This is a genomic window from Stenotrophomonas oahuensis, from assembly GCF_031834595.1.
GTDB lineage: Bacteria > Pseudomonadota > Gammaproteobacteria > Xanthomonadales > Xanthomonadaceae > Stenotrophomonas > Stenotrophomonas oahuensis.
The window spans coordinates 607,199-631,020 of the sequence record NZ_CP115541.1 but is presented as its reverse complement, the minus strand read 5'-3'; the positions used below and the strand labels follow the sequence as shown (position 1 = coordinate 631,020).

Annotated in this window: 26 protein-coding genes; 17 read left to right on the top strand and 9 right to left on the bottom strand. The window is 62.8% G+C overall.

The genetic code is table 11. The annotated features are described in order from the left end of the window. Positions 1 to 839: 839 nt before the first annotated feature. The 10 genes from PDM29_RS02780 (at position 840) to PDM29_RS02735 (ending at position 5,968) form a co-directional block, all read left to right on the top strand. Positions 840 to 1,223, top strand: coding sequence for a hypothetical protein (locus PDM29_RS02780; RefSeq protein WP_311192379.1), 384 nt, complete (start codon positions 840 to 842; stop codon positions 1,221 to 1,223). A gap of 11 nt (positions 1,224 to 1,234) precedes the next feature. Next, complete coding sequence (locus PDM29_RS02775; protein WP_311192378.1) at positions 1,235 to 1,594, top strand: hypothetical protein; 360 nt, start codon at positions 1,235 to 1,237, stop codon at positions 1,592 to 1,594. Positions 1,595 to 1,620: 26 nt separating this feature from the next. Next, positions 1,621 to 2,007: an ankyrin repeat domain-containing protein gene (locus PDM29_RS02770; protein WP_311192377.1), complete on the top strand. Its 387-nt coding sequence runs from the start codon at positions 1,621 to 1,623 to the stop codon at positions 2,005 to 2,007. Beyond that, positions 2,004 to 2,699, top strand: a complete 696-nt coding sequence (locus PDM29_RS02765; RefSeq protein ID WP_311192376.1) for a hypothetical protein — start codon at positions 2,004 to 2,006, stop codon at positions 2,697 to 2,699. The genes PDM29_RS02770 and PDM29_RS02765 overlap by 4 nt, the downstream gene beginning before the upstream one ends. Next, a complete protein-coding gene (locus tag PDM29_RS02760) occupies positions 2,681 to 3,157 on the top strand; it encodes a tetratricopeptide repeat protein (protein WP_311192375.1) in 477 nt (158 codons plus the stop codon). Before PDM29_RS02765 ends, PDM29_RS02760 begins: the two co-directional genes overlap by 19 nt. A gap of 46 nt (positions 3,158 to 3,203) precedes the next feature. Next, on the top strand, positions 3,204 to 3,434 hold the full coding sequence (locus PDM29_RS02755; protein ID WP_311192374.1) for a hypothetical protein: 231 nt from the start codon (positions 3,204 to 3,206) through the stop codon (positions 3,432 to 3,434). A 465-nt stretch (positions 3,435 to 3,899) separates the two neighbouring features. Continuing rightward, complete coding sequence (locus tag PDM29_RS02750) at positions 3,900 to 4,253, top strand: hypothetical protein (RefSeq protein WP_311192373.1); 354 nt, start codon at positions 3,900 to 3,902, stop codon at positions 4,251 to 4,253. Further along, positions 4,250 to 4,609, top strand: coding sequence for an ankyrin repeat domain-containing protein (locus tag PDM29_RS02745; protein ID WP_311192372.1), 360 nt, complete (start codon positions 4,250 to 4,252; stop codon positions 4,607 to 4,609). Before PDM29_RS02750 ends, PDM29_RS02745 begins: the two co-directional genes overlap by 4 nt. Before the next feature lie 239 nt (positions 4,610 to 4,848). Further along, positions 4,849 to 5,595, top strand: coding sequence for a hypothetical protein (locus PDM29_RS02740; RefSeq protein WP_311192371.1), 747 nt, complete (start codon positions 4,849 to 4,851; stop codon positions 5,593 to 5,595). Further along, positions 5,588 to 5,968: a DUF6869 domain-containing protein gene (locus PDM29_RS02735; protein ID WP_311192370.1), complete on the top strand. Its 381-nt coding sequence runs from the start codon at positions 5,588 to 5,590 to the stop codon at positions 5,966 to 5,968. Before PDM29_RS02740 ends, PDM29_RS02735 begins: the two co-directional genes overlap by 8 nt. 501 nt (positions 5,969 to 6,469) lie before the next feature. Here PDM29_RS02735 and PDM29_RS02730 read toward each other — a convergent pair. The 7 genes from PDM29_RS02730 to PDM29_RS02700 all read right to left on the bottom strand — a co-directional run bounded on the left by PDM29_RS02730 (position 6,470) and on the right by PDM29_RS02700 (position 12,660). After that, positions 6,470 to 6,775, bottom strand: coding sequence for a hypothetical protein (locus PDM29_RS02730; RefSeq protein ID WP_311192369.1), 306 nt, complete (start codon positions 6,773 to 6,775; stop codon positions 6,470 to 6,472). Positions 6,776 to 7,695: 920 nt separating this feature from the next. Further along, positions 7,696 to 7,920, bottom strand: coding sequence for a hypothetical protein (locus PDM29_RS02725; RefSeq protein ID WP_311192368.1), 225 nt, complete (start codon positions 7,918 to 7,920; stop codon positions 7,696 to 7,698). A 23-nt stretch (positions 7,921 to 7,943) separates the two neighbouring features. Then, the gene (locus tag PDM29_RS02720) at positions 7,944 to 8,633 is read right to left on the bottom strand and encodes a hypothetical protein (protein WP_311192367.1); all 690 of its coding nucleotides are present in this window, start codon (positions 8,631 to 8,633) and stop codon (positions 7,944 to 7,946) included. Then, a complete protein-coding gene (locus tag PDM29_RS02715) occupies positions 8,630 to 8,869 on the bottom strand; it encodes a hypothetical protein (protein WP_311192366.1) in 240 nt (79 codons plus the stop codon). The genes PDM29_RS02720 and PDM29_RS02715 overlap by 4 nt, the downstream gene beginning before the upstream one ends. Positions 8,870 to 8,970: 101 nt before the next feature. Continuing rightward, on the bottom strand, positions 8,971 to 9,171 hold the full coding sequence (locus tag PDM29_RS02710) for a hypothetical protein (RefSeq protein WP_311192365.1): 201 nt from the start codon (positions 9,169 to 9,171) through the stop codon (positions 8,971 to 8,973). 397 nt (positions 9,172 to 9,568) lie between these two features. Continuing rightward, the gene (locus PDM29_RS02705; RefSeq protein ID WP_311192364.1) at positions 9,569 to 10,960 is read right to left on the bottom strand and encodes a sigma-54-dependent transcriptional regulator; all 1,392 of its coding nucleotides are present in this window, start codon (positions 10,958 to 10,960) and stop codon (positions 9,569 to 9,571) included. Between the two features lie 86 nt (positions 10,961 to 11,046). After that, positions 11,047 to 12,660 carry a sensor histidine kinase gene (locus PDM29_RS02700; RefSeq protein WP_311192363.1) on the bottom strand — a complete coding sequence of 538 codons (1,614 nt, stop codon included), beginning with the start codon at positions 12,658 to 12,660 and terminating at the stop codon, positions 11,047 to 11,049. Positions 12,661 to 12,933: 273 nt separating this feature from the next. Here PDM29_RS02700 and sucC point away from each other — a divergent pair, with 273 nt between their 5' ends. From sucC to PDM29_RS02675, 5 genes are all read left to right on the top strand, one after another. Then, entirely contained in the window at positions 12,934 to 14,103 is a 1,170-nt protein-coding gene (gene sucC, locus PDM29_RS02695; protein ID WP_311192362.1) for an ADP-forming succinate--CoA ligase subunit beta, read from the top strand. 21 nt (positions 14,104 to 14,124) lie between these two features. Beyond that, positions 14,125 to 15,000, top strand: coding sequence for a succinate--CoA ligase subunit alpha (sucD, locus tag PDM29_RS02690; protein ID WP_017356169.1), 876 nt, complete (start codon positions 14,125 to 14,127; stop codon positions 14,998 to 15,000). A gap of 237 nt (positions 15,001 to 15,237) precedes the next feature. Next, positions 15,238 to 16,872 carry an NAD+ synthase gene (locus tag PDM29_RS02685; RefSeq protein ID WP_311192361.1) on the top strand — a complete coding sequence of 545 codons (1,635 nt, stop codon included), beginning with the start codon at positions 15,238 to 15,240 and terminating at the stop codon, positions 16,870 to 16,872. A gap of 157 nt (positions 16,873 to 17,029) precedes the next feature. Continuing rightward, a complete protein-coding gene (locus tag PDM29_RS02680) occupies positions 17,030 to 18,289 on the top strand; it encodes an IS256 family transposase (protein ID WP_311190592.1) in 1,260 nt (419 codons plus the stop codon). Positions 18,290 to 18,469: 180 nt separating this feature from the next. Beyond that, positions 18,470 to 19,237, top strand: coding sequence for a hypothetical protein (locus PDM29_RS02675; protein WP_311192360.1), 768 nt, complete (start codon positions 18,470 to 18,472; stop codon positions 19,235 to 19,237). Between the two features lie 213 nt (positions 19,238 to 19,450). Here the strand turns inward: PDM29_RS02675 and PDM29_RS02670 are convergent, their stop codons facing one another. After that, positions 19,451 to 20,335: an outer membrane protein assembly factor BamD gene (locus PDM29_RS02670; protein WP_311192359.1), complete on the bottom strand. Its 885-nt coding sequence runs from the start codon at positions 20,333 to 20,335 to the stop codon at positions 19,451 to 19,453. A 115-nt stretch (positions 20,336 to 20,450) separates the two neighbouring features. On the opposite strand from PDM29_RS02670, the gene rluD reads away from it, so the two are divergent. Both rluD and pgeF read left to right on the top strand, forming a co-directional pair. Beyond that, entirely contained in the window at positions 20,451 to 21,449 is a 999-nt protein-coding gene (gene rluD, locus PDM29_RS02665) for a 23S rRNA pseudouridine(1911/1915/1917) synthase RluD (RefSeq protein ID WP_311192358.1), read from the top strand. Then, a complete protein-coding gene (gene pgeF / locus PDM29_RS02660; protein ID WP_311192357.1) occupies positions 21,449 to 22,228 on the top strand; it encodes a peptidoglycan editing factor PgeF in 780 nt (259 codons plus the stop codon). The genes rluD and pgeF overlap by 1 nt, the downstream gene beginning before the upstream one ends. A gap of 181 nt (positions 22,229 to 22,409) precedes the next feature. Here the strand turns inward: pgeF and PDM29_RS02655 are convergent, their stop codons facing one another. Further along, the gene (locus PDM29_RS02655; protein WP_311192356.1) at positions 22,410 to 23,696 is read right to left on the bottom strand and encodes an OmpA family protein; all 1,287 of its coding nucleotides are present in this window, start codon (positions 23,694 to 23,696) and stop codon (positions 22,410 to 22,412) included. Between the last annotated feature and the right edge of the window lie 126 nt (positions 23,697 to 23,822).

Below are 23,822 nucleotides of genomic sequence, written 5' to 3'. Positions count from 1 at the left end.
TCCGGACATCCTGGCGGCCTAAAGGACGCCGCATTACTGATAGTTGCAGTGGCCAGCGGAGTGGTAGCAGTGAGTGCAATGGCATACATGCTGTCCGCAGAACGGACCAAGCGAGAGCGCCCCTCGCTTCGCCGGTGTCCTTTCAGTTTTCGCGATCCGATGCAGATGATTTATATCGGAAGCCTGGTGATTCTCTCGCAGGGTATAGGCATGGCACTGGCTGGGCCGCCGCTGGCGACTGGGGCACTCTTACCTCTTTGCTTCGGAACTGGTGGGCTTGCTGGAAGCTATCTCGCGAGCCGGGCCTTTGTTCGGGTGAATGCTACGGGAGGTTCCAATGGAGAGGCTGACTAAGCGGCAGGCAGCGCGCAAAGCGGCGCATGAGTGTCTGCGGGGGCCTGGCCGGTCTAGGAACCCACGTACCATCAATTGCGGGTGTGAGCCGTAATCATATGTTCGAACTAGTTCCGTACGTCGTTTACATCCTGTTCGCGGCAATATTGAGTCGATCAATTGTCGTTCTAGTAGCTCGGTGTCAGTCACAGAAGTCGCCCGGCGAGGAAGCGCTCGCGAAGCTGCCCATCCTTCCCTACAGGGACGTCTCTGTGCAGGTGGATGCAATTCAGGCTTGCTATTTGGCTATGCGGGACGGAGGGGTATGGCGACCGGCCGGTGCTCTCGCCCTTCTTCACGTATCGCTATGGGTGGCACTTGTGGGTGTATTCCTGCTTATGGCGATTGTTGAGATTGCGAACTTCGACTGGACGCATGCTTGACTTAAAAAGCTCGGATACGACCAAAGGCTGGCGCTGCCGGGCGCATCGACATGATCGTGGCCCATGCAATTCTTCCTCATTCTTCTGAACGAAAATATGGCTGGTCACTTGGAAGGATCACCAACTGGACTGATTCGGGCTGCGCTCCTGGTGTTGCCGTTGGTCGCATGTTCGCAGGAGGATGTTAAGTGTGGCGGGGTCGAGCAGAGGGAGTACTCTCAATCCGAACTCGCTCTTCTGGAAGTCGCCAGGAAAGAGTCGCTTTCCTACTGTGGGCTGCCAAGGGTGGGCTGCGAATTCTCCGTGTACAAGACCCGGGCGGGAACCACCGTGCGGGTCTCCAGGCTTTCCCCAAGTGGAGGTCAGTGTATCGGAGCGATAGGTGATGAGAAATTCTACAGCTTTAACGACGCCGGACATCTGGTTCAGGTTATTGATGGCCTGTAGGATCAGCGACGATGACCACTATCGATCAGCGTACTGATAATGAGGAGGCGTTGACGCCACCCGAGGCTCGGGCTCTTGTCATTGCGTTCAATCCAGCCACTCATGAGGCGATCGAGGTGGCCAGGGTCGCTAGGGCCGAGTTCACAGATGAGAGCGTCGTAGGTGCCATCCTCGAAGCTCTGGACATGGCTGGTGACGCGATTGGGCTGGAAGAACTCCCGCTGTGGAAGCCACAGATTGATCTGTGGTTGTGGAGTGACAAAGGTCAGAGGGCGGCCATGCATCTTCCTCGTGAGGTGATTCACAGGGTGGCAGCGGCGAATGCGTCGCTCGACATCGATCCATACATGTGTGAGCCAGGGGAGGGGTGAGTATGAAGATGGAATCAAGGAAGACCATGGATGAGCTCCTACAGCCATTCCGCGAGATGGCAATGTTTGAAGATTGCGAGCTGACCTCACCGGAGAGTACCTGCCCCTGGGGCGATGCGCCCGTGCATGTGGCGGCCTTTGATAACGACGTTGAGACGCTTCGAGCATTCCTGCCGTTCGTCCGTGACCTGAACATCAAGGGAGAACTTCAACTAACCCCGCTGCATAGCGCCATCCTCAACGGCTCAGTGGAGGCGGCGGAAATACTGATCGCGGCAGGTGCGGACGTTGAATGCATGAACCATCTGGATGAGAATGCGCTGACGATGATGGCTGGGAAGCCTGCGTTCATCGCCATGGCTCGTAAACATGGGCTGCACGTTTCGGCAAGGGACGAAGGGGAATATTCGTGATTGCAGGGAAGGCCTTCGATGATGTCGTCTTCCATGACGGTATCGTCCATGTCATTGCCGTATCCGTCCTTCGGCGATCCTGTGAGATCGATCTTTGCCTTGGGGGCTGGGAGAGAGGGAAGCCGCGTCTGACATCGCGTTTCGCCCTTGGCGATATGGACTCTTTCTTCGCTCGCTTTGATTTCCCTGAGTTGGCCGACAATGCGTGGGCAGGCAATGTGCAGGATGGCTCCGTAGAAGCATCCAAGCGACGGCTGAGCATGCACCTGGTGGGTGGAATGCTGGAGGCGGTCGCGGAAGATATCGAGCTGCGCGCCCCGTCCGAGGATGAGGCTCCGGCATCGATTCCGATGGTGGTAGACGCTGGCGGGAAGCCTCAGTCTCTTGAGGGAGTGGATCTGGACAGGTCGGATCTCGAGGCGATTGAATTCTCCCCTGTGACCAATACGTGTCGTCTGGACATGCAGGTTCGTACTTCAGAGAGCATGCTTGATCGTGCGCCAGTCACGATCCTGATCGAAGGCGTGAGGTCCTGTATCAGCAAGATGGACATAGCCGCGCTGAATGTGGAGCATCGTTTCGGGAACGTCATCGGAGGTCACTTTGACACCAGTCGGGGCCTGCTGAGGTTGCACCTGGAGAAGAGCTTTATCGAGATCGTGGGAACCGATGCATGGCTGGTCTGGCGATGAATGGATTGCCCAGCCAACTCACGGAGCAGTTCGAGGAAGCTAACGAACAGGTGGGGTCTGAGGCCGCCTTGGCCCTGCTATCCCCTGGGCTTGCCATCGGTGATCCGGAGGCGCTGTACCTTCGCGCGCACATCCTTGTCGCCGATGATTCTGAGGAAAGTTCTCTCTGCCTGCTCCAGGAGTCGGCGTCCAAGGGCTACCTTCCCGCCGTCTTTCAGATGGGAATGAACTACCTGTTCGGCGACTGGGGTGTTGAACGCGATGAGCCGGCGGCTGCGGTTTGCTTTGCCCAGGCTTCAGCGGGCGGGTACGCTCCCGCCCACTACGAGTATGGGCTGGCGCTGCTTCACGGTAAGGGCATCGAGTGCGATGTGGCCAAGGCCATGGAGTTGATCAATGCAGCAGCCGAGGCGGGGAATGAGTACGCCCTGGAGTTTCTGAGCAGTAGAGGCGCGTGAGGCTGCGAAAGCAGGTGGCGACCGGGGAACCAGTAGGAGGCGGACGGTGAACTATGCGGATGGTCAGGAAGTTCTGCTCGGTGATGCCGTGGATCTTGGTGGCGGTTCGGTTGGCCGTGTGGTTGCCGTGTTGGATACGCAGCGTTTTTCGGAGCGGTACCCTGCGGAAGATTGGAGCTACCTTAAAGACGGTGCTCTGCTCGAAGCCCCAACGTTCGGGCTTGTTCATTGCACCGAAGGCGGTCATGACTTCACTTTGATGGGGCGCGCAGGTTAGTTGGGCGAGAGGCTGACGAGGTTCCAGAATTGCCGAATGAAAAGGGAGCGTTTTCATGGTGACGGTAAAGGAAAAGCCATACGTTATGGTTCGTCTGTTGATGAACAATGAGAGTTTGGTCCTGCTCATGCTGATAAGTTCCAGGCCATGACCGCCGTATGGCGAGGTGTGCCGATTGCGGTCGGCCTTTTTGCTCTCGGTCTGGGGCATCGGCGTTACTATTTGAACTGTTGCTTCCGTACGCCGTCGTGTGGGTGGGGCTATGCGGCACAGACGCCGGCGGCCACCTTTGCTCGCTAGCTGCATTCATGGCCAACTATTGGTGGCTGCTTCTGCTGCCTTGGCTTGCCGTTCTGCTGTGGGTGTCAGTCTGGGTCGCACGCCGAGCAGTTGGTCGGATGCGCTGCACTTGAATTGCTTGGGTGACGTCGCGAACTGATGGGCACGTCGATGAAGGAACGCTAGATGGAGCATTACTCGAATCTCATTAGCCTGCTGAAGGCGCTGAACGTCAGCTACGAACGTGACGATGCAGCGCCCAACACCGGGTATGTGAAGTATCGGGGCGACGAGCGCGTTTATATGGAGTGGGTGCCGCGACGGTTATCTGACATCACCCATAGTGGGCTCCTTGATCCCGGATTCGGTTCGGGTCCCATCGATTTCCCGGACCTGGACTACATAGAGGTTAGGCTGAAGGACTGGGTGGCTGACAAGCCCGGAGGCGGGCGAAGGGACTTCTTTGATTTGATGAGGTTGGTGGAAAGTGACGCCGAATTGGAATTCAGAGACGGGTGTGTTGCATGGAGACGAAGATGAGCATGTCGCTCGCAGATTTGTTCGGAGACTACGGCCAGCTTCCCGAGTACTCAGGAATAGCGCTTGCTGATGTCGATCAGATCAGCCTATTCGGAGATCGGCCCATCAACGTGGCTGCTACCCGTGGGAGCATTGCGGAAATGGAGACGCTGCTTTCCGCCCGAGCCGACCTCAATAGTCGCGGGGAGCACGGATACACGCCCTTGCACAATGCGGTGGAGCAAGGGGCGAAAGAGGCGGTTGAGTGGCTGATCTTGAACGGAGCGAATAGGTTCGCCATCAACGACTGGGGAATGAGTCCGTCGGACTTGGCCGCCGCGCTGGGTGAGAGTGTGATTGGGGAGCTGTTGAAGTGATGGCAGGGCTGACTGCGCTGGGTGGGTGGCGGTAGATGGCTGTTCGTTGGCTGATCAGGCGATTGCGCTTGGGGTTCTGAGACAATCGACGCGATCGCGCGCCTTTGAAACTGGCAGAATAGGCTCTAGAAGCTGATTGAAGAAAGCACGAACGAACCATTGCTACCTGCCTGCATGGGTGTTTGATGCAGCCTACGGCGGCATCCCCGGCATCCCCGGCATGCCTCGAGGATACTGAATTGCTTCATGATTCCGACGAAACAGATGATGTCATCTTCCTACTCTCAACCGACTGGTTCACGTCTTGGATCGTCTCCATGGATCAATGGCGGGGCGGACAGACATCAATCGAGCACACTAAGAACGTCGCCAGGCGCGCCGCGTCGGGAATTCTTTCAGGAGCCGCTGACTACTATCACGTGGATCTGTCGCCGGCCAGAAAGGCGGCGAGCTTTGATCGGTTCATGAAAGAGCTGAGCCCGGGCTTGGATGAGCGGCAGGCGCGGGATCTCGATAGGTTGCTGAGCTCGATAACTGGCGACTCGCTACTCTCCCGGGAGCAGCGGTGGGCCCTCAAAGCAGTGCTCGTTCGTGAGGTATCCCGCGGCTTCGGGTCCGATGCTCGTTCTGCGCTGGGTGAGGGGGTCGTGATCGAAGTTATGAGAACTTTGGAGCTGCTCGGTGTCGGCGAGATTCCATTCCAGCCTGATAGCTGGTGGGACGTTGAACTGGATGGTAAGTTTGGTGGGCTAGCCGGACGGCTCGGGGACTACGCGAGCTCGGCCCATGCTCCCAGTGTTCTCTTGAAGGCAGTGGCCGGTGCCACTCGCCGACTGGAGTACAGTCCGCTTGACATGGAGCTTCTCGCTAATTGGTGGGCAGATGCTACTCAGGAGTTCTCCATGTATGTCGACCCCACGCTCGCCGCTTTGCTGGCGACGCGGCAGGCTCCGGATCAGCCCGCAGTGAGGCGATTCCATGAATGACGAACTAGGGTGTTCCAAGTCGCTTGTCACCACTTGGATTGAGCTTCAGTCGCTCGCTCCTGATGACCCATCGCGTCTGAAATGCGAATGGGCGGCAGTAGAGTTGAACATGCTTTGTTTGGAGAATCCAGGCGAGGCATGGAGTGTGGTCAAGGAAGTCTTCGAGTCTAGCGAGGATCCATGGGTTTTTGAGAATCTTGGCGCTGGGCCACTGGAGACGCTGCTTTCAATGCATGGCGAAAGCACACTCGAGGAAGTGAGGATCTATTTGCGCCAGCGACCTGGCTTCCTGAAGGTGCTGGCCCATGTTTGGACGCATGCACTACCCCCGGATGTCGCGGAACAAGTGTTCCGTCTTAATTGCGGGCGGTGATGGAGGGGGGGGGGCTGTTGGGGCGATGCGCGGATGCACGCTGTGGCCCCCTCCAAAATCGGTCGAAGCCACGCATGGCGTGGCTCTACGGGCGTTCGGGGGCTTGCGCATGGGGTGCCCGCAGATGCGCAGCTCCGGTGCTGCTACTTCTTTTCGGGCGGCGGCGGTGGATTCGGGGGAGGGGCAGGTCTGGGGACCTGCGGAGGCGGGGGATTGGATGTGTCGAAGTATGATCGGCGCGAAGGTTTGGGATCTTTATTGCTCACCGGTGGGCGGTTGTTCGCCCTCAGCATGCGGTCTGCTTCCAAAACGCTTTCCATCAGTTCGGCGAAAAGGGCGTCGTCCTCGCTTTTCAATTCCAGTTCTTAATGAAGGTTGGCGGCGTCAAGTTCTGGCTTCGTGTTGCGTTGTTCGCGTCATTCTGGGAACAGGGGCGGCGTTACGCGCCGCCCGTCCTCCGTTTCGTCTCCAACGTGCGCTGTCAGTTCGCACTGTCACGCCCTACCAGCGCCGGACTTTTCTGTAGATCTTGACCGCCTCCTGATCCTTAGGTGGCGGGTCCGCATGGAAGCGGAAGCCGCGCCATTCGGGGTACAGGTACAGCCGCATTCCGGTGTCGATGCCCAGGTCTCGCATCCACAGGCCCCGTGTCTTGAAGCAGGGAACGGTGGGGCAGCCGGGGTAGGTCTTCAGGCCGTCGTGGTGCAGGGCATTCACGATCACGCTCTTGGGTGGTCGCCAGAAGCGTCGGCGGAACTCTTTTTGTTCTTCGGTCAGGTCGTCCCAGTCTTCTGGTTCGTCGTTCATGGTGTGTCTCCGCTGTTGAACCTCTCCCGCCGGGATGGCGGGAGAGTCGGGAGGGTAAGAACCGTTAGAGGAACCGGCGCGACGTATTTCCGCGAGGGTGTTTTATTTCGTCGCCCTCCCGACACAAGTCGTCCAACATGTAATTCCTCTAGGAGTTCTTACGCTCCTAGACACACCATGCGACAGATCCAAGGTTAGCGGAGCGCGGTTGTTTTTTGCGGCGTGCTTCGGTGTGCGGCGATGCAAAACGATTTGTGTCGTAAGTGGGCCGGATGCATGGAAAAGTGTGATGGGTGCCGTGTTTGTGAGCGTTGGGTGTGTCGTTTTTGGTGTTGGAAATTTTGTTTGGTTGGGGTGTTGGGTGGGGTGGGTGGTGTGTCGGTTTTGGCGCTGATGGCGCTTGGGGAGGGGGTGTTGGTTGGTGCCGGAAGAGCAGCCGGGCAAGCCCGGCTCTACGCGCAGGTTGGGATGGTTTGTGTATCGCGTCGGTTGGGGCGATTGCGTAGCGCGCAGGTTGGGGTGATTGCGTACGTCGGGGTTTGGGCGAAGCGGCGCTGTGGCGGGGCTTCTGTGAGGCGGTGCGCGCTTGGTGGTGGGCGCGGTTACCTTTTGCATCCCGCGCGTTGTGCCTGTGGTGCTGATGCGCATCCCTTTGGAGATGGCCGATGCCTACGTATGTTGCTTATCCGAGTTCGCTGGAGGTGTTCTTTGGAACTGTGGAGAGCGTGGCGGTTTGTGCGCGAGATCGGGAAGTGGTGATTGAAGCTGTGCCTGCGCGGGGTGGTCGGCGGCGTGCGGTGCGGATGGTTGTTGCTGAGGTGCTGGATGGGGAGGAGGCTGGTGCGGTGTAGCGACGCGCCATGCGCGTCGGGCGGGGTGTGCGCGGAGAGGCGACACGCATGGCGTGTCGCTACGGGCGATTATTTGAATTTGGAGCTCAAGCGGCCGGAAGGGGGTAGGATTCGGGCCGCGTACAGGATCTTGACGTCGTCTTCTGGCGTCATGCTGCCGTAGACGTATGCAAGCTCCTCTTCAATGCTCTTGAAATAAGCGTACATCGTTGGCTTCACCCTGGTTGGGCGACGTGGGCTTCCCTTGGCCCACTTGCGGGTGCTCATCTTTACTGCGGGCTTTTTGGTTGCCATGGCTGTTCCTTTGGTGATCGAGCCTATGCGCGCCTGCGAGGTTTGGGTGTGGTTGCACACAGTGCGGCGAATCGTTCCTTGGCTGCGGTCAGCTCTGCGGCACTCAACATACGTTCGCCCGGTGGCACGAACCAGCCTTTGATGCAGTTGAAGTCGCGTAGCGCTATCTGTGTATGGCTGTCGCGATGGAAGCCAGAGTTCGGGGCGATTTCGACGCCTTGTCGGAATGAGCCTCGCACGGCTTGATAGAAGCCAACGTTTCCCAGCTTCGCATTCTTCCGATGCAGGAATGAGAACACGGCGCGGTCCAATCCTCGTAGAAGGATCTCTGCATCGTGGTGGCTCGCCTTCCTGTTAATGGGCGGGGACTCATCATTGAGCAGAAAGCCGGCTTGCATATGGAGGTAGGCGTCTTCAAACTCCAGCCGCCCGGCGTTGGTCGTCATGTCGAGGCAGCTCTGTACACTGAACAGGCAGCCCACAACCGCTGGTGTGGCAATCGGGCGTGCGGTGAGTCGACGTTCTGGCTGAGCTGCTGCAGCGTGAGCGAAAGACCTGGCGCGCTCTTCATCGCCTTCGAACATGTAGAAGCCAGGGCCGAGCCAGTCGTACTGATTGGTGCTTTCCTGCGGCTGCAGATCGCCAGACACCAAGCCATCCCGTACCGTTACGTCACAGCCGTGATAGCCGACTATCAGATGCCCGTCGATCATTTGTACTCGGGGCTCAAACGGCCGGAGGGCGTCAGAATTCCGGCTTCGAAGAGGATCTCGAGGGATTCTTCCGGCGTCATGTTGCCGTAGATGTACTTAAGCCGCTCTTCGATGCTGTTGAAGTGCAGGGTGTATGTGGGTTCTGGCTTTTTGAGGTTTTGCGTGGCGGATTGCGCGCGCTTTACGGTGGTCGTCTTGCGGGCGGCTTTCTTGACTGGGGTCTTTGGGGTAGTCATGTTCGGATCTTTCGTCCAGGGTGTGAGTTGTCCACAGGTGCGCGCGTTGGAGGGGGCCACGCGGAAAGCCGACACGCATGGCGTGTCGCTACGGTGAGGCACTACTTGTACTCGGGGCTCAGGCGACCTTCGGGTGTCAGGATCCCGGCTTCGTGGAGGATCTCGAGCGATTCCTGCGGGGTCATGTTTCCGTACAGGTACTTGAGGCGCTCTTCGGTGGTCTCAAATGTCTTGAACGGGTTGGGGCGATCTACGGCCGTTTTGTGGGCGGCGTTCTTGACTGGGGTCTTTGGGGTAGTCATGGCCGGATCGTATGTCCGGCGTTTCGGTTGTCTATAGATGTGCGTGCGAATCGTTGAAGGCGACTCGATGGAGTCTGCTGGAACCGTTGGTGTGCTTGGGGTTCGGTGCCGCATGGGCCGGCCAACGGCCGGCGCTACCGGGTGTCGGTTTTGGCGGGGTGTTTGGTTGGGGGCGCGCGTTGTCGGGGTGTGCGCGGAGAGCCGACACGCATGGCGTGTCGCTACGGGAGCGTTTGATCGTGTAGAGACCCGCCATGCGCGTCAATGCGGTGGTTCGGCATGGTCGAAGCCACGCAGGGCGTGGCTCTACGGAAGCGTTCGATCGTTGGTACGTGTGGAGCGTTCGATTGTTGGTACGTGTGGAGCGTTCGATCGTTGGTACGTGTCGAGCCTGGGGTCAATCCATTCCCAGCTTTTTCAACTTGTAACGCAGCGCACGGAACGTAATGCCCAGCTGCGCGGCGGTGCGCGTCTTGTTCCAGCGATTCTCTTCCAGCGCCTTCTGGATCGCGGTGCGCTCCATCTGCTCGATGTACGAGGGCAGGGCACCGTTGCCGGCGGGTAAGTCCACCACGGCTTCTTCCTGCACCGTGGCCGCCGTGTTCACACCGGTTTGGCGCGTCGCACCGGGCTGGGGTAAGCGCAGGTCGCTGGCGCTGATGGTGTCGCCTTCGGCAAGAGCCAGGGCGCGCTCCAGAATGTTTTCCAGTTCGCGCACGTTGCCGGGGAAGTGGTACAGCCCCATGGCGTCCAGCGCCGAAGGGGCCAGCAGCGGGGTGGGGCGGCCGTGCGTGCGGGCCAGCCTTGCCAGGATGGAGGCGGCCAGCTGCGGCAGGTCGCTGCTGCGTTCGCGCAGCGGCGGCACGCGCAGTTCAATCACGTTGATGCGGTAATACAGGTCATGGCGGAAGCGGCTTTCTTCCACCAGCTGGCCCAGGTCTTTATGGGTGGCCGACAGAATGCGCACGTCCACCGGAACCTCGGTGGCCGCGCCCACCGGGCGGATCGACTTTTCCTGGATGGCGCGCAGCAGCTTCACCTGCATCTGCAGGGGCAGCTCGGCCACTTCGTCCAGGAACAGGGTGCCGCCGTGCGCGGCCTGGAACAGGCCGGGCTTGTCGGCGTGCGCGCCGCTGAAGCTGCCCTTCTTGTGGCCGAAAAACTCGCTTTCCATCAGCTCGGAGGGAATGGCACCGCAGTTCACCGGCACGAAGGTGCCGGCGGCACGCGCGCTCTGCGCGTGGATGGTGCGGGCCACCAGTTCCTTGCCCACGCCGGATTCGCCCAGGATGTACACGGGGGCCTGGCTGCGGGCGACCTTTTCAATGGTGGTGCGCAGCGCGTCCATCGCGGCCGAGTCGCCCAGCAGGCGGGTGGTCTGCTCGCTGGTCAGCGGCGGCGGCGCGGGGCGCTCGCTGTTGTTCAACTCCAGCGCGTGCTTCACCAGCCCGCGCAGCACTGAAATATCCACCGGCTTGCTGACGAAGTCGAAGGCACCGGCCTTCAACGCTTCCACCGCCAGGTCCATGCTGCCGAAGGCGGTGATCATCGCCACCGGGGTGCGCGGGTAGTGCTGGGCAATCTCGGTCACCAGCTCGATGCCGTTGCCGTCGGGCAGCCGCATGTCGGTGATGCACAGGTCGTACGGGTTGCTGGCCAGCAGCTCACGGGCCTCGGCGAGATTGGCCGCCGTGCTGATCCGCAGGCCCATGCGGCCCAGGGTCAGTACCAGCAGTTCGCGAATGTCGCGTTCGTCGTCGACAACGAGGGCGCTGCGGTTTTCGTTCATAGGAGTGAAGATAGCCGAGGAGTGTCACTAACGACAAATGTTTGACAGTTGCTGACCACTTTTAACGATTGGAACAGCCGACGGTGTCATTCCGGCAACATGGTGTGCGGGCCGGGCAGGATCAGCCGGAAGCAGGCTCCGCCGGCCGGCACGGACACGTACTCCAGGCGCGCCTGGTTGGCCCGGCACAGCTCGCGGGCGATGTACAGGCCCAGCCCGGTGCCATGCTCGGAGGTGGTGAAGAACGGGCGGAACAGCTGGCTGGCCACCTTTTCAGGAATGCCGGGGCCGCGGTCCATCACGTCGATCACCGCCGAACGCTCCATGCGCGCCACGCGCAGCCGCACCCGCGCCGGTTCCTGGCCGGTGCGGCCGTACTTCAGGGCGTTGTGCACCAGGGCGGTCAGAATCTGGTGCAGGTGGCGCGGGTCGATCAGGCCATGCACCGACGACTCGGTGATGATCGGCTCCACGCTGTCCGTTTCCAGCGTGAGGCTCTGCTTGTAGTCCAGCACGAAGCGGCGCACGAAGGCGGCCAGGTCCAGGTTTTCCGGGTTGGCGCGCTCGCGCCGCGCCAGGCCGAGCACGCTTTCCACAATGCCGTTGGTGCGCTGGCACTGCTGGTGGATGATCTGCAGCAGGCGTCGGTCGGTGTCGGTGATGACGGTGGACTCTTCCAGCAGCTGGGCGGCGTAGTTGATCGCCGCCAGTGGATTGCGGATCTCGTGCGCCAGGCTGGCCGAGAACCGGCCCATGGCCGAGAGCGTCAACGACTCGGCGCGCCGCGAAACCACGCTGGAGTCGTCCAGGAACACCAGGGTGAGGTCGCTGCCGGCCAGCAGGCGGGCGAAGCGCGGCTGCACCTCGGGCTGGTCGGGGGACAGCTGCAACGGGGTTTCCTCGTTGTTCCAGCCGTTGCGCCAGCGCTGCAGGCGGCGCAGCAGGTCGGGGGCGGCGCTGGCCAGTTCCAGCTTGCCGCTGCCGCTGTTGCCGTCGTTGTCGCCGATCAGGGTGCTGGCGGCTTCGTTGGCCAGGGTGATGCGGTTGCTGCCGTCCACCACCAGCACGCCGGTGCGCATGCGGCGGATGATCAGTTCGTTGATCTCGAACAGGTTGGCCACCTCCTCGCCGCGCTGGTTGGCCAGCTGCTGGTTGCGGCGGGCACGGCTGCCGACCTGGTAGCTGACGAAGGCCACGGCGAGGTAGCTGGTGATGAACATGGCCAGCTCGGCCAGGGTGCGGTTGGGGTCGCCGCTCTCCAGCAGGTTCCAGACGTACTCGCCGGCGGTGGCCACGGCGGCGGCCAGGGCCAGGCTGAAGCCCAGCGACAGCGGCAGCAGGGTGGCGGCCGCAGCGATGTTGAACAGCAGGGCCATGGACAGGCCGGCGCTGGCACCGGGCAGGGCATGCGCCAGCAAAGCGGTGGCGAGGATGTCCACGGCCACGCTGCCCACCACGATGGGGCGCAGCCAGCGCTCGTTGCGGCCGGCCAGCAGAATCAGCACCGCGACGCACAGGTAGGCGATGCTGACCACTGCGGCCAGCTCGGGGTGGCTGGACTCACCGACCAGTTTGGCCAGCGGGCTGAATACGAGCGCGGCGATGACCGCGGTAATCAGCACGCGGTACAGGGCAAAGAAGTACAGCTCCCGCTTCGGCAAGGATTCGATGCGGTCGATCAGTGAAGCGCTGGGTGACACGCCGGAACTCCCCTTCTGGCTGGGGTCCAGTGTAGAGGGTGAGGGGGCAATCGCGCGCGGAACGTCACCGCCCGGGGAACCCCGCCGGCCCCGGCGCAATCGCAACTGTCTGAAAAATCGCCGGAATCGTCCCGGAAGCGGCCAATCTGGTCTCCTGTCTTTGCGCCGTCGCCTTCGCTCGTCCACAATAGTGGGCCCGCCGCGGTCCCCAGCCGGCGCCCTGTCGAGGGAGCCCGGAAGCGCGTGCGGTCGTTCCTATTCCCACGGTGACGCATGAATTTCCACGAATACCAGTCAAAACAGCTGCTTGCCGAGTACGGCATCCCGGTTCCGGCCGGCAAGGTCGCTGCCACCCCGGACGAAGCGGTCGAAGCGGCGAACTCCCTGGGCCAGGGCCCCTGGATGGTGAAGGCCCAGATCCACGCTGGCGGTCGCGGTAAGGCTGGCGGCGTCAAGTTCTGCAAGACCACCGATGACGTCAAGGCCGCTGCGGCCAAGATGCTCGGCACCAAGATGGCCACCTACCAGACCGCAGGCGTTGAACTGCCGGTCAACCTGGTGCTGGTGACCACCGCCGGTGAGATCGTCAAGGAGCTGTACCTGTCGGTGCTGGTCGACCGTGGCACCAAGACCATCACCTACATCGCTTCTTCGGAAGGCGGCGTGGAGATCGAGCAGGTTGCTGCTGAAACCCCGGAACTGATCCACTCGCTCAACGTCGACTTCGTTGAAGGCGTGCAGGGTTACCACGGCCGCGATTTCGGCTTCAAGCTGGGCCTGACCGCCAAGCAGGCCGGCCAGTTCGCCAGCATCATGGTGAACCTGTACAAGCTGTTCAATGAAAAGGACCTGGCCCTGGTTGAAATCAACCCGCTGGCCATCCTGGACGACGGCAACCTGTATGCGCTGGACGGCAAGTTCGACAGCGACGACAACGCCGCATTCCGTCAGAAGGCCCTGGTCGCCATGCGCGACAAGACGCAGGAAGACGAAACCGAAGTGACCGCTTCGGAGCTGGACATCAACTACGTCACCATGGACGGCAACATCGGCTGCATGGTCAACGGCGCCGGTCTGGCCATGGCCACCATGGACGTCATCAAGCTCAACGGCGGCGAGCCGGCGAACTTCCTCGACGTGGGCGGCGGTGCCAACAAGCAGCGCGTCATTGAAGCCTTCAAGCTGATCCTGTCCTCGGACAAGGTGGAAGGCATCTTCGTCAACATCTTCGGCGGCATCGTCCGTTGCGACATGATTGCCGAAGGCATCATCGCCGCAGTGAAGGAAGTGGGCGTCAAGGTGCCGGTCGTGGTGCGCCTGGAAGGCACCAACGTGGAAGAAGGCAAGCAGCTGCTGCGTGACAGCGGCATGGCCATCATCCCGGCTGACAACATCAACGACGGCGCCAAGAAGGTCGTTGAAGCTGTCAAGAACGCCGCCTGATCCGACACCGAAGGAAACATCATGTCTGTTTTGATTAACAAGAACACCAAGGTGATCGTGCAGGGCTTCACCGGCCAGCAGGGCACCTTCCACGCCACCCAGATGATCGAGTACGGCACCCAGGTTGTGGGCGGCGTGACCCCGGGCAAGGGCGGCACCACCCATATCGACCTGCCGGTGTTCAACACCGTGGCCGATGCCGTGCAGAGTACCGGTGCCAATGCATCGGTCATCTACGTGCCGCCGCCGTACGCAGCCGATGCCATCCTGGAAGCTGCGGCTGCCGGCATCAAGGTCATCGTGTGCATCACCGAAGGCATTCCGGTGCTGGACATGCTGCGCGTGAAGAACGTGCTGACCCGTTCGCATCCGGACACCGTGCTGATCGGGCCGAACTGCCCCGGCGTGATCACCCCGGGCGAGTGCAAGATCGGCATCATGCCGGGCCACATCCACAAGCCGGGCAAGATCGGCATCGTGTCGCGTTCGGGCACCCTGACCTATGAAGCGGTCAAGCAGACCACGGAAGTGGGTCTGGGCCAGTCCACCTGCATCGGCATCGGTGGTGACCCGATCAACGGCCTGAACTTCGTCGACTGCCTGAAGCTGTTCAACGAAGACCCGCAGACCGAAGGCATCATCATGGTCGGCGAAATCGGCGGCGACGCTGAAGAAGCCGGTGCGGAATACATCAAGAACCACGTGAAGAAGCCGGTTGTGGGCTTCATCGCCGGTGCCTCGGCTCCGGCCGGCAAGCGCATGGGCCATGCCGGTGCGATCGCCTCGGGCGGCAAGGGCACCGCGGAAGGCAAGTTTGCCGCCATGGAAGCTGCTGGCGTCGTCACCGTGCGTTCGCCGGGCGACCTGGGCGCTGCCATCGCCAAGCTGGTCAAGTAAGACGCAACGCGTCTTACGGTGGTAGGTGCCGACCGTTGGTCGGCACTTAACGGTGGTTGGTGCCGGTCGGCACTTGGCCGCCTGCAAACGCCGCCTTCGGGCGGCGTTTTTGTTTGCGGCCTTCGGCGCTGCGCGCCGCCGCACGACCAACGGTCGTGCGCTACCGGGTTCATGATCCCGTTTGCCGGGCAATCCCCAGCGCTACAATAGGCCATTGCACCCAAATGGCACGGCCTCATGACCTCGATCCGCATCGCGATGGCGCAGTTTGATTTCCCGGTCGGGGCCGTCGCCCAGAACACCGACAATATTGTCGCGATGATCGCCGAGGCGCGCGACGAGTTCGGGGCCGAACTGGTGGTGTTCCCGGAACTGGCGATCAGCGGCTACCCGCCGGAAGACCTGCTGCTGCGCCCGGGCTTCCTGTACGACTGCGAACAGGCACTCAAGCGCATCGCCGCCAGCGTGCAGGGCATCACCGCCGTGGTCGGCTGGCCGCAAAGCGCCGGCACCGTGGTCTACAACGCCGCCAGCGTGCTGCAGAACGGCAAGTTGCTGCACACCTACCGCAAGCGCGAACTGCCCAATTACGCCGTGTTCGACGAGCGCCGTTACTTCGACGTCGACCCGGACGGCGGCAGCTGCGTGTTTGAACTCAAGGGCGTGCCGGTGGGCGTGCTGGTCTGCGAGGACCTGTGGTTCCCCGAGCCGCTGGCCGATACCGTGCGCGAAGGCGCACAGCTGGTGGTGGTGCCCAATGCCTCGCCGTACGAGCGCGGCAAGCACGCGCAGCGCGATGCTCTGCTGGCTGAGCGCACCCGTGAAAGCGGCGCGGCGCTGGCGTACGTCAACATGGTCGGCGGCCAGGATGCGCTGGTGTTCGACGGCGCGTCCGTGGTCGCCAATGGCGACGGTACCGTGCACCCGGCGGCGGCCGCGTTCACCGACCAGTGGCTGGTGGTGGATTACGACGCCGAGACCCGCAGCTTCCTGCCGCGTGAGTGGATGGATGACGGCGACGAAAGCATGGACGCGCTGGCCTGGCGCGCGGTTACCCGCGGCATCCAGGACTACTGCCGCAAGAACGGTTTCAAGAAGGTCTGGCTGGGGCTGAGCGGCGGCATCGACTCGGCCTTGGTACTGGCCATGGCGGTGGACGCGCTGGGCGCGGACAACGTCACTGCGGTGCGCCTGCCGTCGCGCTACACCGCGGGCATGTCCAACGACCTGGCCGCCGAGCAGTGCCGCGCGCTGGGGGTGAAGCTGGAAGCGGTGTCGATCGAGCCGGTGTTCGAGGGGCTGATGAACGCGCTGGCCCCAATGTTCGAAGGCCAGCCGGTGGATGTCACCGAGGAAAATCTGCAGTCGCGCGCGCGCGGGGTGATTCTGATGGCGCTGTCGAACAAGTTCGGCGGGCTGCTGCTCACCACCGGCAACAAAAGCGAATATGCGGTGGGTTACGCCACCATCTACGGCGACATGTGCGGTGGCTATGCACCGCTGAAGGATCTGTACAAGACGGAAGTGTTCGGTTTGTCGAAGTGGCGCAACACCGTGGGCGGTGCCCCGGTGATTCCGCCGGCGGTGATCAGCCGTCCGCCCTCGGCGGAGCTGCGCGCCAACCAGACCGACCAGGATTCGCTGCCCGCGTATGACGTGCTGGACGGCATTCTGTACCGCTATGTGGACCAGGAGCAGTCACGCGAGGAGATCGTCGCGGCCGGGTACTCGCCGGAGGTGGTGGACCGCGTGCTGCGCCTGGTGCGCACCAGTGAGTGGAAGCGCCATCAGGCCGCACCGGGCCCGAAGGTGTCGCGGCGTGCGTTCGGGCGCGAGCGGCGCTATCCGATCAGCAACGGGTACAAGGGCTGAGCCGATTGGGATGTAGGTGACGCGCATGGCGCGTCACTACGACAATTTCGGGTGGGGTAGGGTCGGTCGATAGACGACCGCCGTTAGCCTTTCAACACCCGATAAGGGACTGTCAGGAATTTTGTGTTCGGGCATAACATGTTGAAAAGGATCATGTATGCCACCCAAGAAAATGACCGCCAAGGCCGCTGCCCGTCAGCTGCCTACCCTGCCTGCCGAGCTCGTTGAGCAGCTTGCCAACGGAGCGACGACCGCGGGCGAGATCCTGGACATCACCACAGCCCTGAAAAAGGCCTTGATTGAGCGGGCACTGAAGGGCGAGCTGGGCCATCACCTGGGGTACCCACCCGGAAGCGAGCGACCGGAATCGACCGGCAATCAGCGAAATGGAACGTCCAGCAAAACCGTTCTGACTGAGGATGGCCCCCTGCGACTGGACGTTCCCCGGGACCGGGATGGCAGCTTCCAGCCCATCCTGATTCCCAAGCACGAGCGGCGTTTCACTGGTTTTGACGACAAGATCGTCGCGATGTACGCGCGCGGAATGAGCGTCCGCGACATCCGCGCGTTTCTGTCTGAACAGTATGGAACAGACGTGTCGGCGGACTTCATCAGCTCGGTGACCGACGAGGTTCTGGAAGAGATTTCGGCGTGGCAGACGCGTCCGCTGGAGCTGATGTATCCGGTGGTGTTCTTTGATGCCCTGCGCGTCAAGGTGCGTGACGAGGGCGTAGTGCGCAACAAAGCGATCTATCTGGCATTAGGCGTTCTACCTGATGGAAGTCGCGACATCCTGGGCATCTGGATCGAGAACACAGAAGGGGCCAAGTTCTGGATGAAGGTCTTCAACGACCTCAAGACGCGCGGCGTGGAGGACGTACTGATAGCGGTGACCGATGGCCTTAAAGGCATGCCCGAGGCGCTGGCGGCGGTCTACCCAGCGACCACTCTCCAGACCTGCATCGTGCATCTCATCCGCAACAGCTTGGACTACGCCGGCTGGAAGGATCGAAGGGCTCTCGCAGCCGAGCTGAAGCCCATCTACCAGGCCATCAATGCAGAGTCCGCCGAACAGGCCCTGGAAGCGCTGGAGGCCTCGCCGCTGGGCAAACGCTACCCCTCGGCGCCCCAGGCATGGCGACGGTCATGGGACCGCGTCATACCCTTCTTCGCGTTTCCACCTGAGATCCGTCGTGTCATCTACACCACCAACGCCATCGAGAGCGTTAATGCGCAGCTGCGGAAGGTCATCAAAACCCGAGGGCATTTTCCAACTGACGAGGCGGCGATCAAGCTGATCTGGCTGGGGCTGCGCAACATCACGGCCAACTGGGGAGGCACCAGCCACGGCTGGAAGAACGCGATGAACCAATTTGCCGTACTTTACGGGGACCGATTTATCCGGAGCCCGTACTAAGAAGCCGGGCTGTCACAGGGCAGCCCACGTCGCCCGAACACAAAAATACGGACACTCTCCCCGATAACGAGTGACCTTCAACGAAGAGGCTGCTCACTCTTGCCGACCGCTCATTTTTTGAAAGCCACAACGCAGAGTGAGCAGTCCAATCGACGGTCCCCTCCGTCGTGGTCACTCCCCATGAAGATCCTGCCATTTCGCTCCACCACCATAGACAAGTACCGAGACGATCTCGCAACCGCCTTGGGTCGCAAATCGGGCAACAGAACAATTTCAAACGAGTCCTTCGAAAAACTCGCTTACATCGCCAATGAGCGTTTTGGCTTTGGTCTTGGTGGCGTCTTCACCGGTCCCCTGGGTAGTGCACCGGTGCTGAGGTCCCACTCTTGCCAATTGCAGATCGAAAGGCTGCGTAACCTTCTCACTGACCAAAGATTGCAGTTCCGTGAAGGAACGTGCCTGGATACGCACCTGCGCGATGTTCTGGATCGACTGCCCCAGCTGCAGCCGCGCACGAACCAACGCGAGATGCAGGCGGCGCACGGTCAGAATTTCTCAGGCGGCGCAGGTAAACCCTCTCAAGTGATGCCACGCGAACCGAAGCCGGACTATCACCGTGTCACTTTTGGTCCCGGCCAGGTGAAGCTCTTCCATGACCATCCAGATGAAGTGCGGAAGAGTTACGAGGCCAAATCAGCGGCGGCCCAGCTCATTCAGTTCATGGAGGATGGTCTGGGGATCGGCTACAGCGAGGGGGAATGCGCGCGGCTCTGGGATGCAGCGATGAATGTCGCGCACCTGAAGTCCGATGCGGAGGTGATGGTGGAAAAGACCATCAGGCGAGCGGCCAGGAAAGGCGAGGATGGAGAGCTCCCCCCCATTGAGATGCTTGCGAAGCTGATCAGACGGCACGGAGGTGTGGAGCGATTGACACCGCGCGATCATTGAGCGTTCGCGCCTGAAACAACAAGGGGCCCTTGCGGGCCCCTTCTCATTTCGATGACTTCAATGCGTTACCGGGCGTGGACCGGTTCACGGCAGTCGTCTGTCGACCGACTCTACCCTGCCCGCCGTTCCGTAGCGACGCGCCATGCGCGTCAATGCCATCCCACGGGTGATGTGATTCCGCATAAACAAAAGGCCCCTTGCGGGGCCGTTTGTTTACTTCCGTTCCATCTGCGCGTTGCGCTGGCCGGTGCTGGCGGACTTCTCGCCGGCGAACGGGTTCAGCTTGCGGATCATCCACGGGTACTTCGGCCAGTCGCCCTGCAGCCAGGGGTGGTTGGGCTGGTTCAGCTCAAGCACGCGACGGGCGTCGTCGGCCAGGGTCTTGTTGCCCAGGTGGGTGTAGGCCTCGCCCAGTGCGGCCACGGCGTCGTACTGGAAGGCGCTCTGCGGGTAGGTTTCCAGCAGGTAGTTGGCGCGGCCGGCGGCGGACACGTAGGCCTCGCGGCGCAGGTAGTACAGGGCGTTGTCCAGCTCGTGCTGGGCGAACACGTCGCGCAGCACCAGCATGCGGCTGCGGGCGTCGGCGGCGTAACGGCTGTTCGGGTAGCGCTCGACCACGATATTGAAGTCGGCGTAGGCCTGGCGCGGGGTCGAAAGATCGCGGCGGCTCGGGTCCAGCGACCATACGCGGCGCAGGAAGACCGTATTGCGGTTGCTGTTGGACAGGCCGCGCAGGTAGTACATGTACGCGATGTTGCGGTGGGTCGGGTAGGTACGGATGAAGCGGTCGATGCTGGACACCGCGTCTTCGTGCTTGCCGGCCTTGTACTGGGCATAGGCGGTTTCGATCATCGCCTGCTCGGTGTACGGGCCGTACGGGTACTGGGCCACCAGGCGGCGGAAGGAGGTTTCAGCCCCGCTCCAGTTGCCCTTCTGCATCAGGCCGTGGCTCTTGTCGTACAGGGTTTCGACGGGCGTGCCTTCATCCGGGTTGTCGCCCTTGGCACCACGGTGGCAGCCGGTGGAAACGAGGGCCAGGACCACCAGCAGGGCGGCGGTACGGACGGGCGCGGACAGCAGGGACGAGCGTCGGATCATGAGGTCAGGGCGGGACGCGGCTGGAATACGAAGGGTCGATGATAGCCTAGTGGCCTGTCCAGCGACTGAAACAGGTCGTCCGGACCTCAAATTTGTCCTTTTGAAGCGTGTAGCCATGTCTGAAAACCTCGAAACTGAATCCGAATCGCCCCGTCAGGCGATCGTCCCCGACAGCGCAGCCGGTCGTCGCTTTGACGCCGTACTGGCCGAATTGTTCCCCGAGTTCTCGCGCTCCAAGCTGAGCGAGTGGATCAAATCCGGTGATGTCCTGCTGAACGGCGAGCCGGCGCGCGGGCGCGACCCGGTGCGCGGCGGCGAGGTGGCCAGCCTGACCGTGGTGCTGGACACCCAGACCCACGCCGAGCCGGAAGACATCCCGCTGGACATCCTGTACGAGGACGAGCACGTCTTCGTGATCAACAAGCCGGTGGGTCTGGTGGTGCACCCGGGTGCGGGCAATCCGTCCGGCACCCTGGTCAATGCGCTGCTGTTCCGCGACCCGGGCCTGGCCGTGCTGCCGCGCGCGGGCATCGTGCACCGCCTGGACAAGGACACCAGCGGGGTCATGGTGGTGGCGCGCACCCTGCAGGCGCAGACCGCGCTGATCGAGCAGCTGGCGGCCCGCGACGTGCACCGCCAGTACGTGGCGGTGGTGGTCGGCGCGCTGGTGTCGGGCGGTACCGCCGATGCGCCGATCGAGCGCCACCCGCGCGACCGCATCCGCATGGCGGTGCGTGAGGACGGCAAGGAGGCGGTCACCCACTATCGTCTGCGTGAGCGTTTCCGCGCGCACACCGCGCTGGAATGCCGCCTGGAAACCGGGCGCACGCACCAGATCCGCGTGCACATGGCACACCTGAAGCACGCCATCGTCGGCGACCCGCTGTACGGCGGTGCGCTGAAGCTGCCGAAGGGAGCCAGCGACGAGCTGGTGGCCCAGCTGCGCGGCTTCAAGCGCCAGGCGCTGCATGCGGAAACCCTGGAGTTCGCCCACCCGATCACCGGTGAGCCGGTGCGCAACAGCGCGCCGCTGCCGGCCGACATGGTGGCGCTGCTGGACGCGCTGCGCGACGACACCCGCCACCACGCCGAACTGGAACGCGGGCGGCGCTGATGCAGCCCACGGTTCCGGTACTGCCGGCCGACTGGCCCGCGCCCCCCGGGGTGCGGGCGGTCACCACGCTGCGCTACGGCGCAGGCGGTTCGCTGCCACCGTTCGACCAGTTCAACATGGGCAACCGCTACGCCGCCGATGGGGATGACCCGGCGCAGGTGCAGCGCAACCGCGACCTGCTGGTGCCCGGCCTGGCGTTGCCGTCCGCCCCGCACTGGCTACGCCAGGTGCACGGCACGGGGGTGCTGCGTTTCGATGCCCCGCCCACTGCGCAGGGCGTGGACGTGGAGCCCACCGCCGATGCCGCGGTGACCTCGGTGCCGGGCGTGGTGCTGGCGATCCTGACCGCCGACTGCCTGCCGGTGGCGTTTGCCGCACGCGATGGCAGCGAGGTCGGCGCGGCCCATGCCGGTTGGCGCGGGCTGGCCGACGGCATGCTGGAGGCCACCGTGGCGGCGATGCGCACGCCGGCGTCGGGACTGCAGGCGTGGCTGGGGCCGGCTGCCGGGCCCGCGCATTACGAGGTGGGTGAGGATGTGTATCGCGCGTTCGTGGATATCGACGAAGGGGCGGTGAGTGCGTTTGACGCCACCCGTCCTGGGCACTGGAAGGTCGATCTGTACGCGCTGGCGCGCCGGCGGCTGCAGGCGGCGGGGCTGGAGGCCGACGCGATCAGTGGCGGTCAGTACTGCAGCATTGCCGAACCGCAGCGGTTCTATTCGCACCGGCGTGACCGGCGCACCGGGCGGATGGCCACGTTGGTGTGGATGGCCCCGTAACCCCGGAGGACAGGTTGGGCACCGCGAGGACACGCATGGCGTGTCCCTACAGGTAGCCCGACCCACCCAACCCGGTCGACCCCCAACCCGGGCGACCAAGGATCGTAGTGACACGCCATGCGTGTCAAAGCCATGATCCTGCGCACGCACATGCGCCATGCGTGTCCCCCCAGCCCGCCCGTCACTGCAACACGGTGTACACAATCCGCCGGTTGCGCTCGCGACCGGCTTCCATGCGGTTGTCGGCCACCGGATGGTCTTCTCCGTAACCTCGCGGCACCAGCACGCTGGACGGCACGCCCAGGGCGCGCAGCTCGGCGACCACCGCTTCGGCGCGCTGCTGGCTCAGCCGCAGGTTGGCGTCCGACCCGCCCAGGCTGTCGGTGTGGCTGCCGACCTCCAGCCGCAGCTGCGATCCGGCGGCGCGGATCGCCAGCGCACTGGCGCGCAGTGTGTCCATGCTGTCGGCGCGCAGCACCGGCGACTTATGCTCAAACCGCACGATCCCCTTGTTCAGCGCCTTGGCCAGCTGCGGCGGGTCATGCGCTTCCGGCAGCTGCGCCAGCGCCACCCGGCCGCGGTCCCACAGGCCGGTGACCGGCAGGTGCCCGAATGCCCGCCGCAGCACATCGGAGACCGCCACCCGCTCCGCTTCCGGCAGGCGGCCCAGATCGGCATTCACCGCATCGCCGCTGAACGACAGCGCCAGCCCCGGGTGGTCCAGCGAAGGCAGCACCGCGATCAGCCGATCCAGCCAGCGCGGTGACTGGGTCTGCGGATCACGCTGGATGTCCCCGCCGACCCGGGCCTGGCCGTACTGGGCCAGCAGCGCGGTCCATACCCGGCGGCGGTCCGCTTCGCTGGGCAGGCGACCGCGCACGTCCACGCCGGTGTCTTTGACCACCAGGGTCAGGCGCGGCATCTGGTGACGTTCTGCGGCGGCCACGGCCGCGACCTGGGCCATCGTGCCGGCCGGCGCGCGGGTTTTCTGGTGGATCCATCCCGTCAGGCACAGCAGCGCGCCGGCCACCACTACCCACAGGGCTCCGCGTAAGGCACCGCCACGCAGCGAACGCGGCGGTGCCGTCACCACCTGCGGCACCCGGGCGGGGACAGGCGCAACGGCCGCCTCCGCCGCCTCACGCTCCAGCACGTCGATCAGGCCCGGCAGCAGGTCGGCCGCCACCACCGCGAACATGCCGGTCGGAAACGCGGCAAGCCGTGCCATCTCCACCAGTTGGGCGCGCCCGACGATGCGTTCGAACTGGCTGGCCAGCAGGCGGTGCGGTGGCGCACCGGCCGGGAACTCGTGGCCCAGTCCGGCCTGCTCGAAGCGCTGGCGCAGTCCCTCCACGCCCCCCGGCAGGCTGCGGATGTAGTCGACCAGCACTTCCACCAGGCGGCGTGCACGATGGCCCAGTCCCATGTGCAGGGCGGTGTCTTCAATGAAAGGGTCGAGCAATGACATCAATCAGGTTCCCGGTTGCATCGCCCCGTGCGGCATGCAGGGGCTCTGCGACGTCAATGTGGGAACCGCTCGTCAACGCGAAATGAAAGTTTGTCGTGAAAAAGATTGCGAATTGGCAGCAGATGC

Coding starts and splice junctions, on each gene's coding strand:
- PDM29_RS02775 (WP_311192378.1), top strand. CDS start 1,235: ATGACCACTATCGATCAGCGTACTGATAATGAGGAGGCGTTGACGCCA.
- PDM29_RS02750 (WP_311192373.1), top strand. CDS start 3,900: ATGGAGCATTACTCGAATCTCATTAGCCTGCTGAAGGCGCTGAACGTC.
- PDM29_RS02760 (WP_311192375.1), top strand. CDS start 2,681: ATGGCTGGTCTGGCGATGAATGGATTGCCCAGCCAACTCACGGAGCAG.
- PDM29_RS02705 (WP_311192364.1), bottom strand. CDS start 10,960: ATGAACGAAAACCGCAGCGCCCTCGTTGTCGACGACGAACGCGACATT.
- sucC (WP_311192362.1), top strand. CDS start 12,934: ATGAATTTCCACGAATACCAGTCAAAACAGCTGCTTGCCGAGTACGGC.
- PDM29_RS02780 (WP_311192379.1), top strand. CDS start 840: ATGCAATTCTTCCTCATTCTTCTGAACGAAAATATGGCTGGTCACTTG.
- PDM29_RS02710 (WP_311192365.1), bottom strand. CDS start 9,171: ATGACTACCCCAAAGACCCCAGTCAAGAACGCCGCCCACAAAACGGCC.
- sucD (WP_017356169.1), top strand. CDS start 14,125: ATGTCTGTTTTGATTAACAAGAACACCAAGGTGATCGTGCAGGGCTTC.
- PDM29_RS02670 (WP_311192359.1), bottom strand. CDS start 20,335: ATGATCCGACGCTCGTCCCTGCTGTCCGCGCCCGTCCGTACCGCCGCC.
- PDM29_RS02730 (WP_311192369.1), bottom strand. CDS start 6,775: ATGAACGACGAACCAGAAGACTGGGACGACCTGACCGAAGAACAAAAA.
- PDM29_RS02655 (WP_311192356.1), bottom strand. CDS start 23,696: ATGTCATTGCTCGACCCTTTCATTGAAGACACCGCCCTGCACATGGGA.
- PDM29_RS02735 (WP_311192370.1), top strand. CDS start 5,588: ATGAATGACGAACTAGGGTGTTCCAAGTCGCTTGTCACCACTTGGATT.
- rluD (WP_311192358.1), top strand. CDS start 20,451: ATGTCTGAAAACCTCGAAACTGAATCCGAATCGCCCCGTCAGGCGATC.
- PDM29_RS02725 (WP_311192368.1), bottom strand. CDS start 7,920: ATGGCAACCAAAAAGCCCGCAGTAAAGATGAGCACCCGCAAGTGGGCC.
- PDM29_RS02715 (WP_311192366.1), bottom strand. CDS start 8,869: ATGACTACCCCAAAGACCCCAGTCAAGAAAGCCGCCCGCAAGACGACC.
- PDM29_RS02770 (WP_311192377.1), top strand. CDS start 1,621: ATGGATGAGCTCCTACAGCCATTCCGCGAGATGGCAATGTTTGAAGAT.
- PDM29_RS02675 (WP_311192360.1), top strand. CDS start 18,470: ATGAAGATCCTGCCATTTCGCTCCACCACCATAGACAAGTACCGAGAC.
- PDM29_RS02685 (WP_311192361.1), top strand. CDS start 15,238: ATGACCTCGATCCGCATCGCGATGGCGCAGTTTGATTTCCCGGTCGGG.
- PDM29_RS02720 (WP_311192367.1), bottom strand. CDS start 8,633: ATGATCGACGGGCATCTGATAGTCGGCTATCACGGCTGTGACGTAACG.
- PDM29_RS02680 (WP_311190592.1), top strand. CDS start 17,030: ATGCCACCCAAGAAAATGACCGCCAAGGCCGCTGCCCGTCAGCTGCCT.
- pgeF (WP_311192357.1), top strand. CDS start 21,449: ATGCAGCCCACGGTTCCGGTACTGCCGGCCGACTGGCCCGCGCCCCCC.
- PDM29_RS02745 (WP_311192372.1), top strand. CDS start 4,250: ATGAGCATGTCGCTCGCAGATTTGTTCGGAGACTACGGCCAGCTTCCC.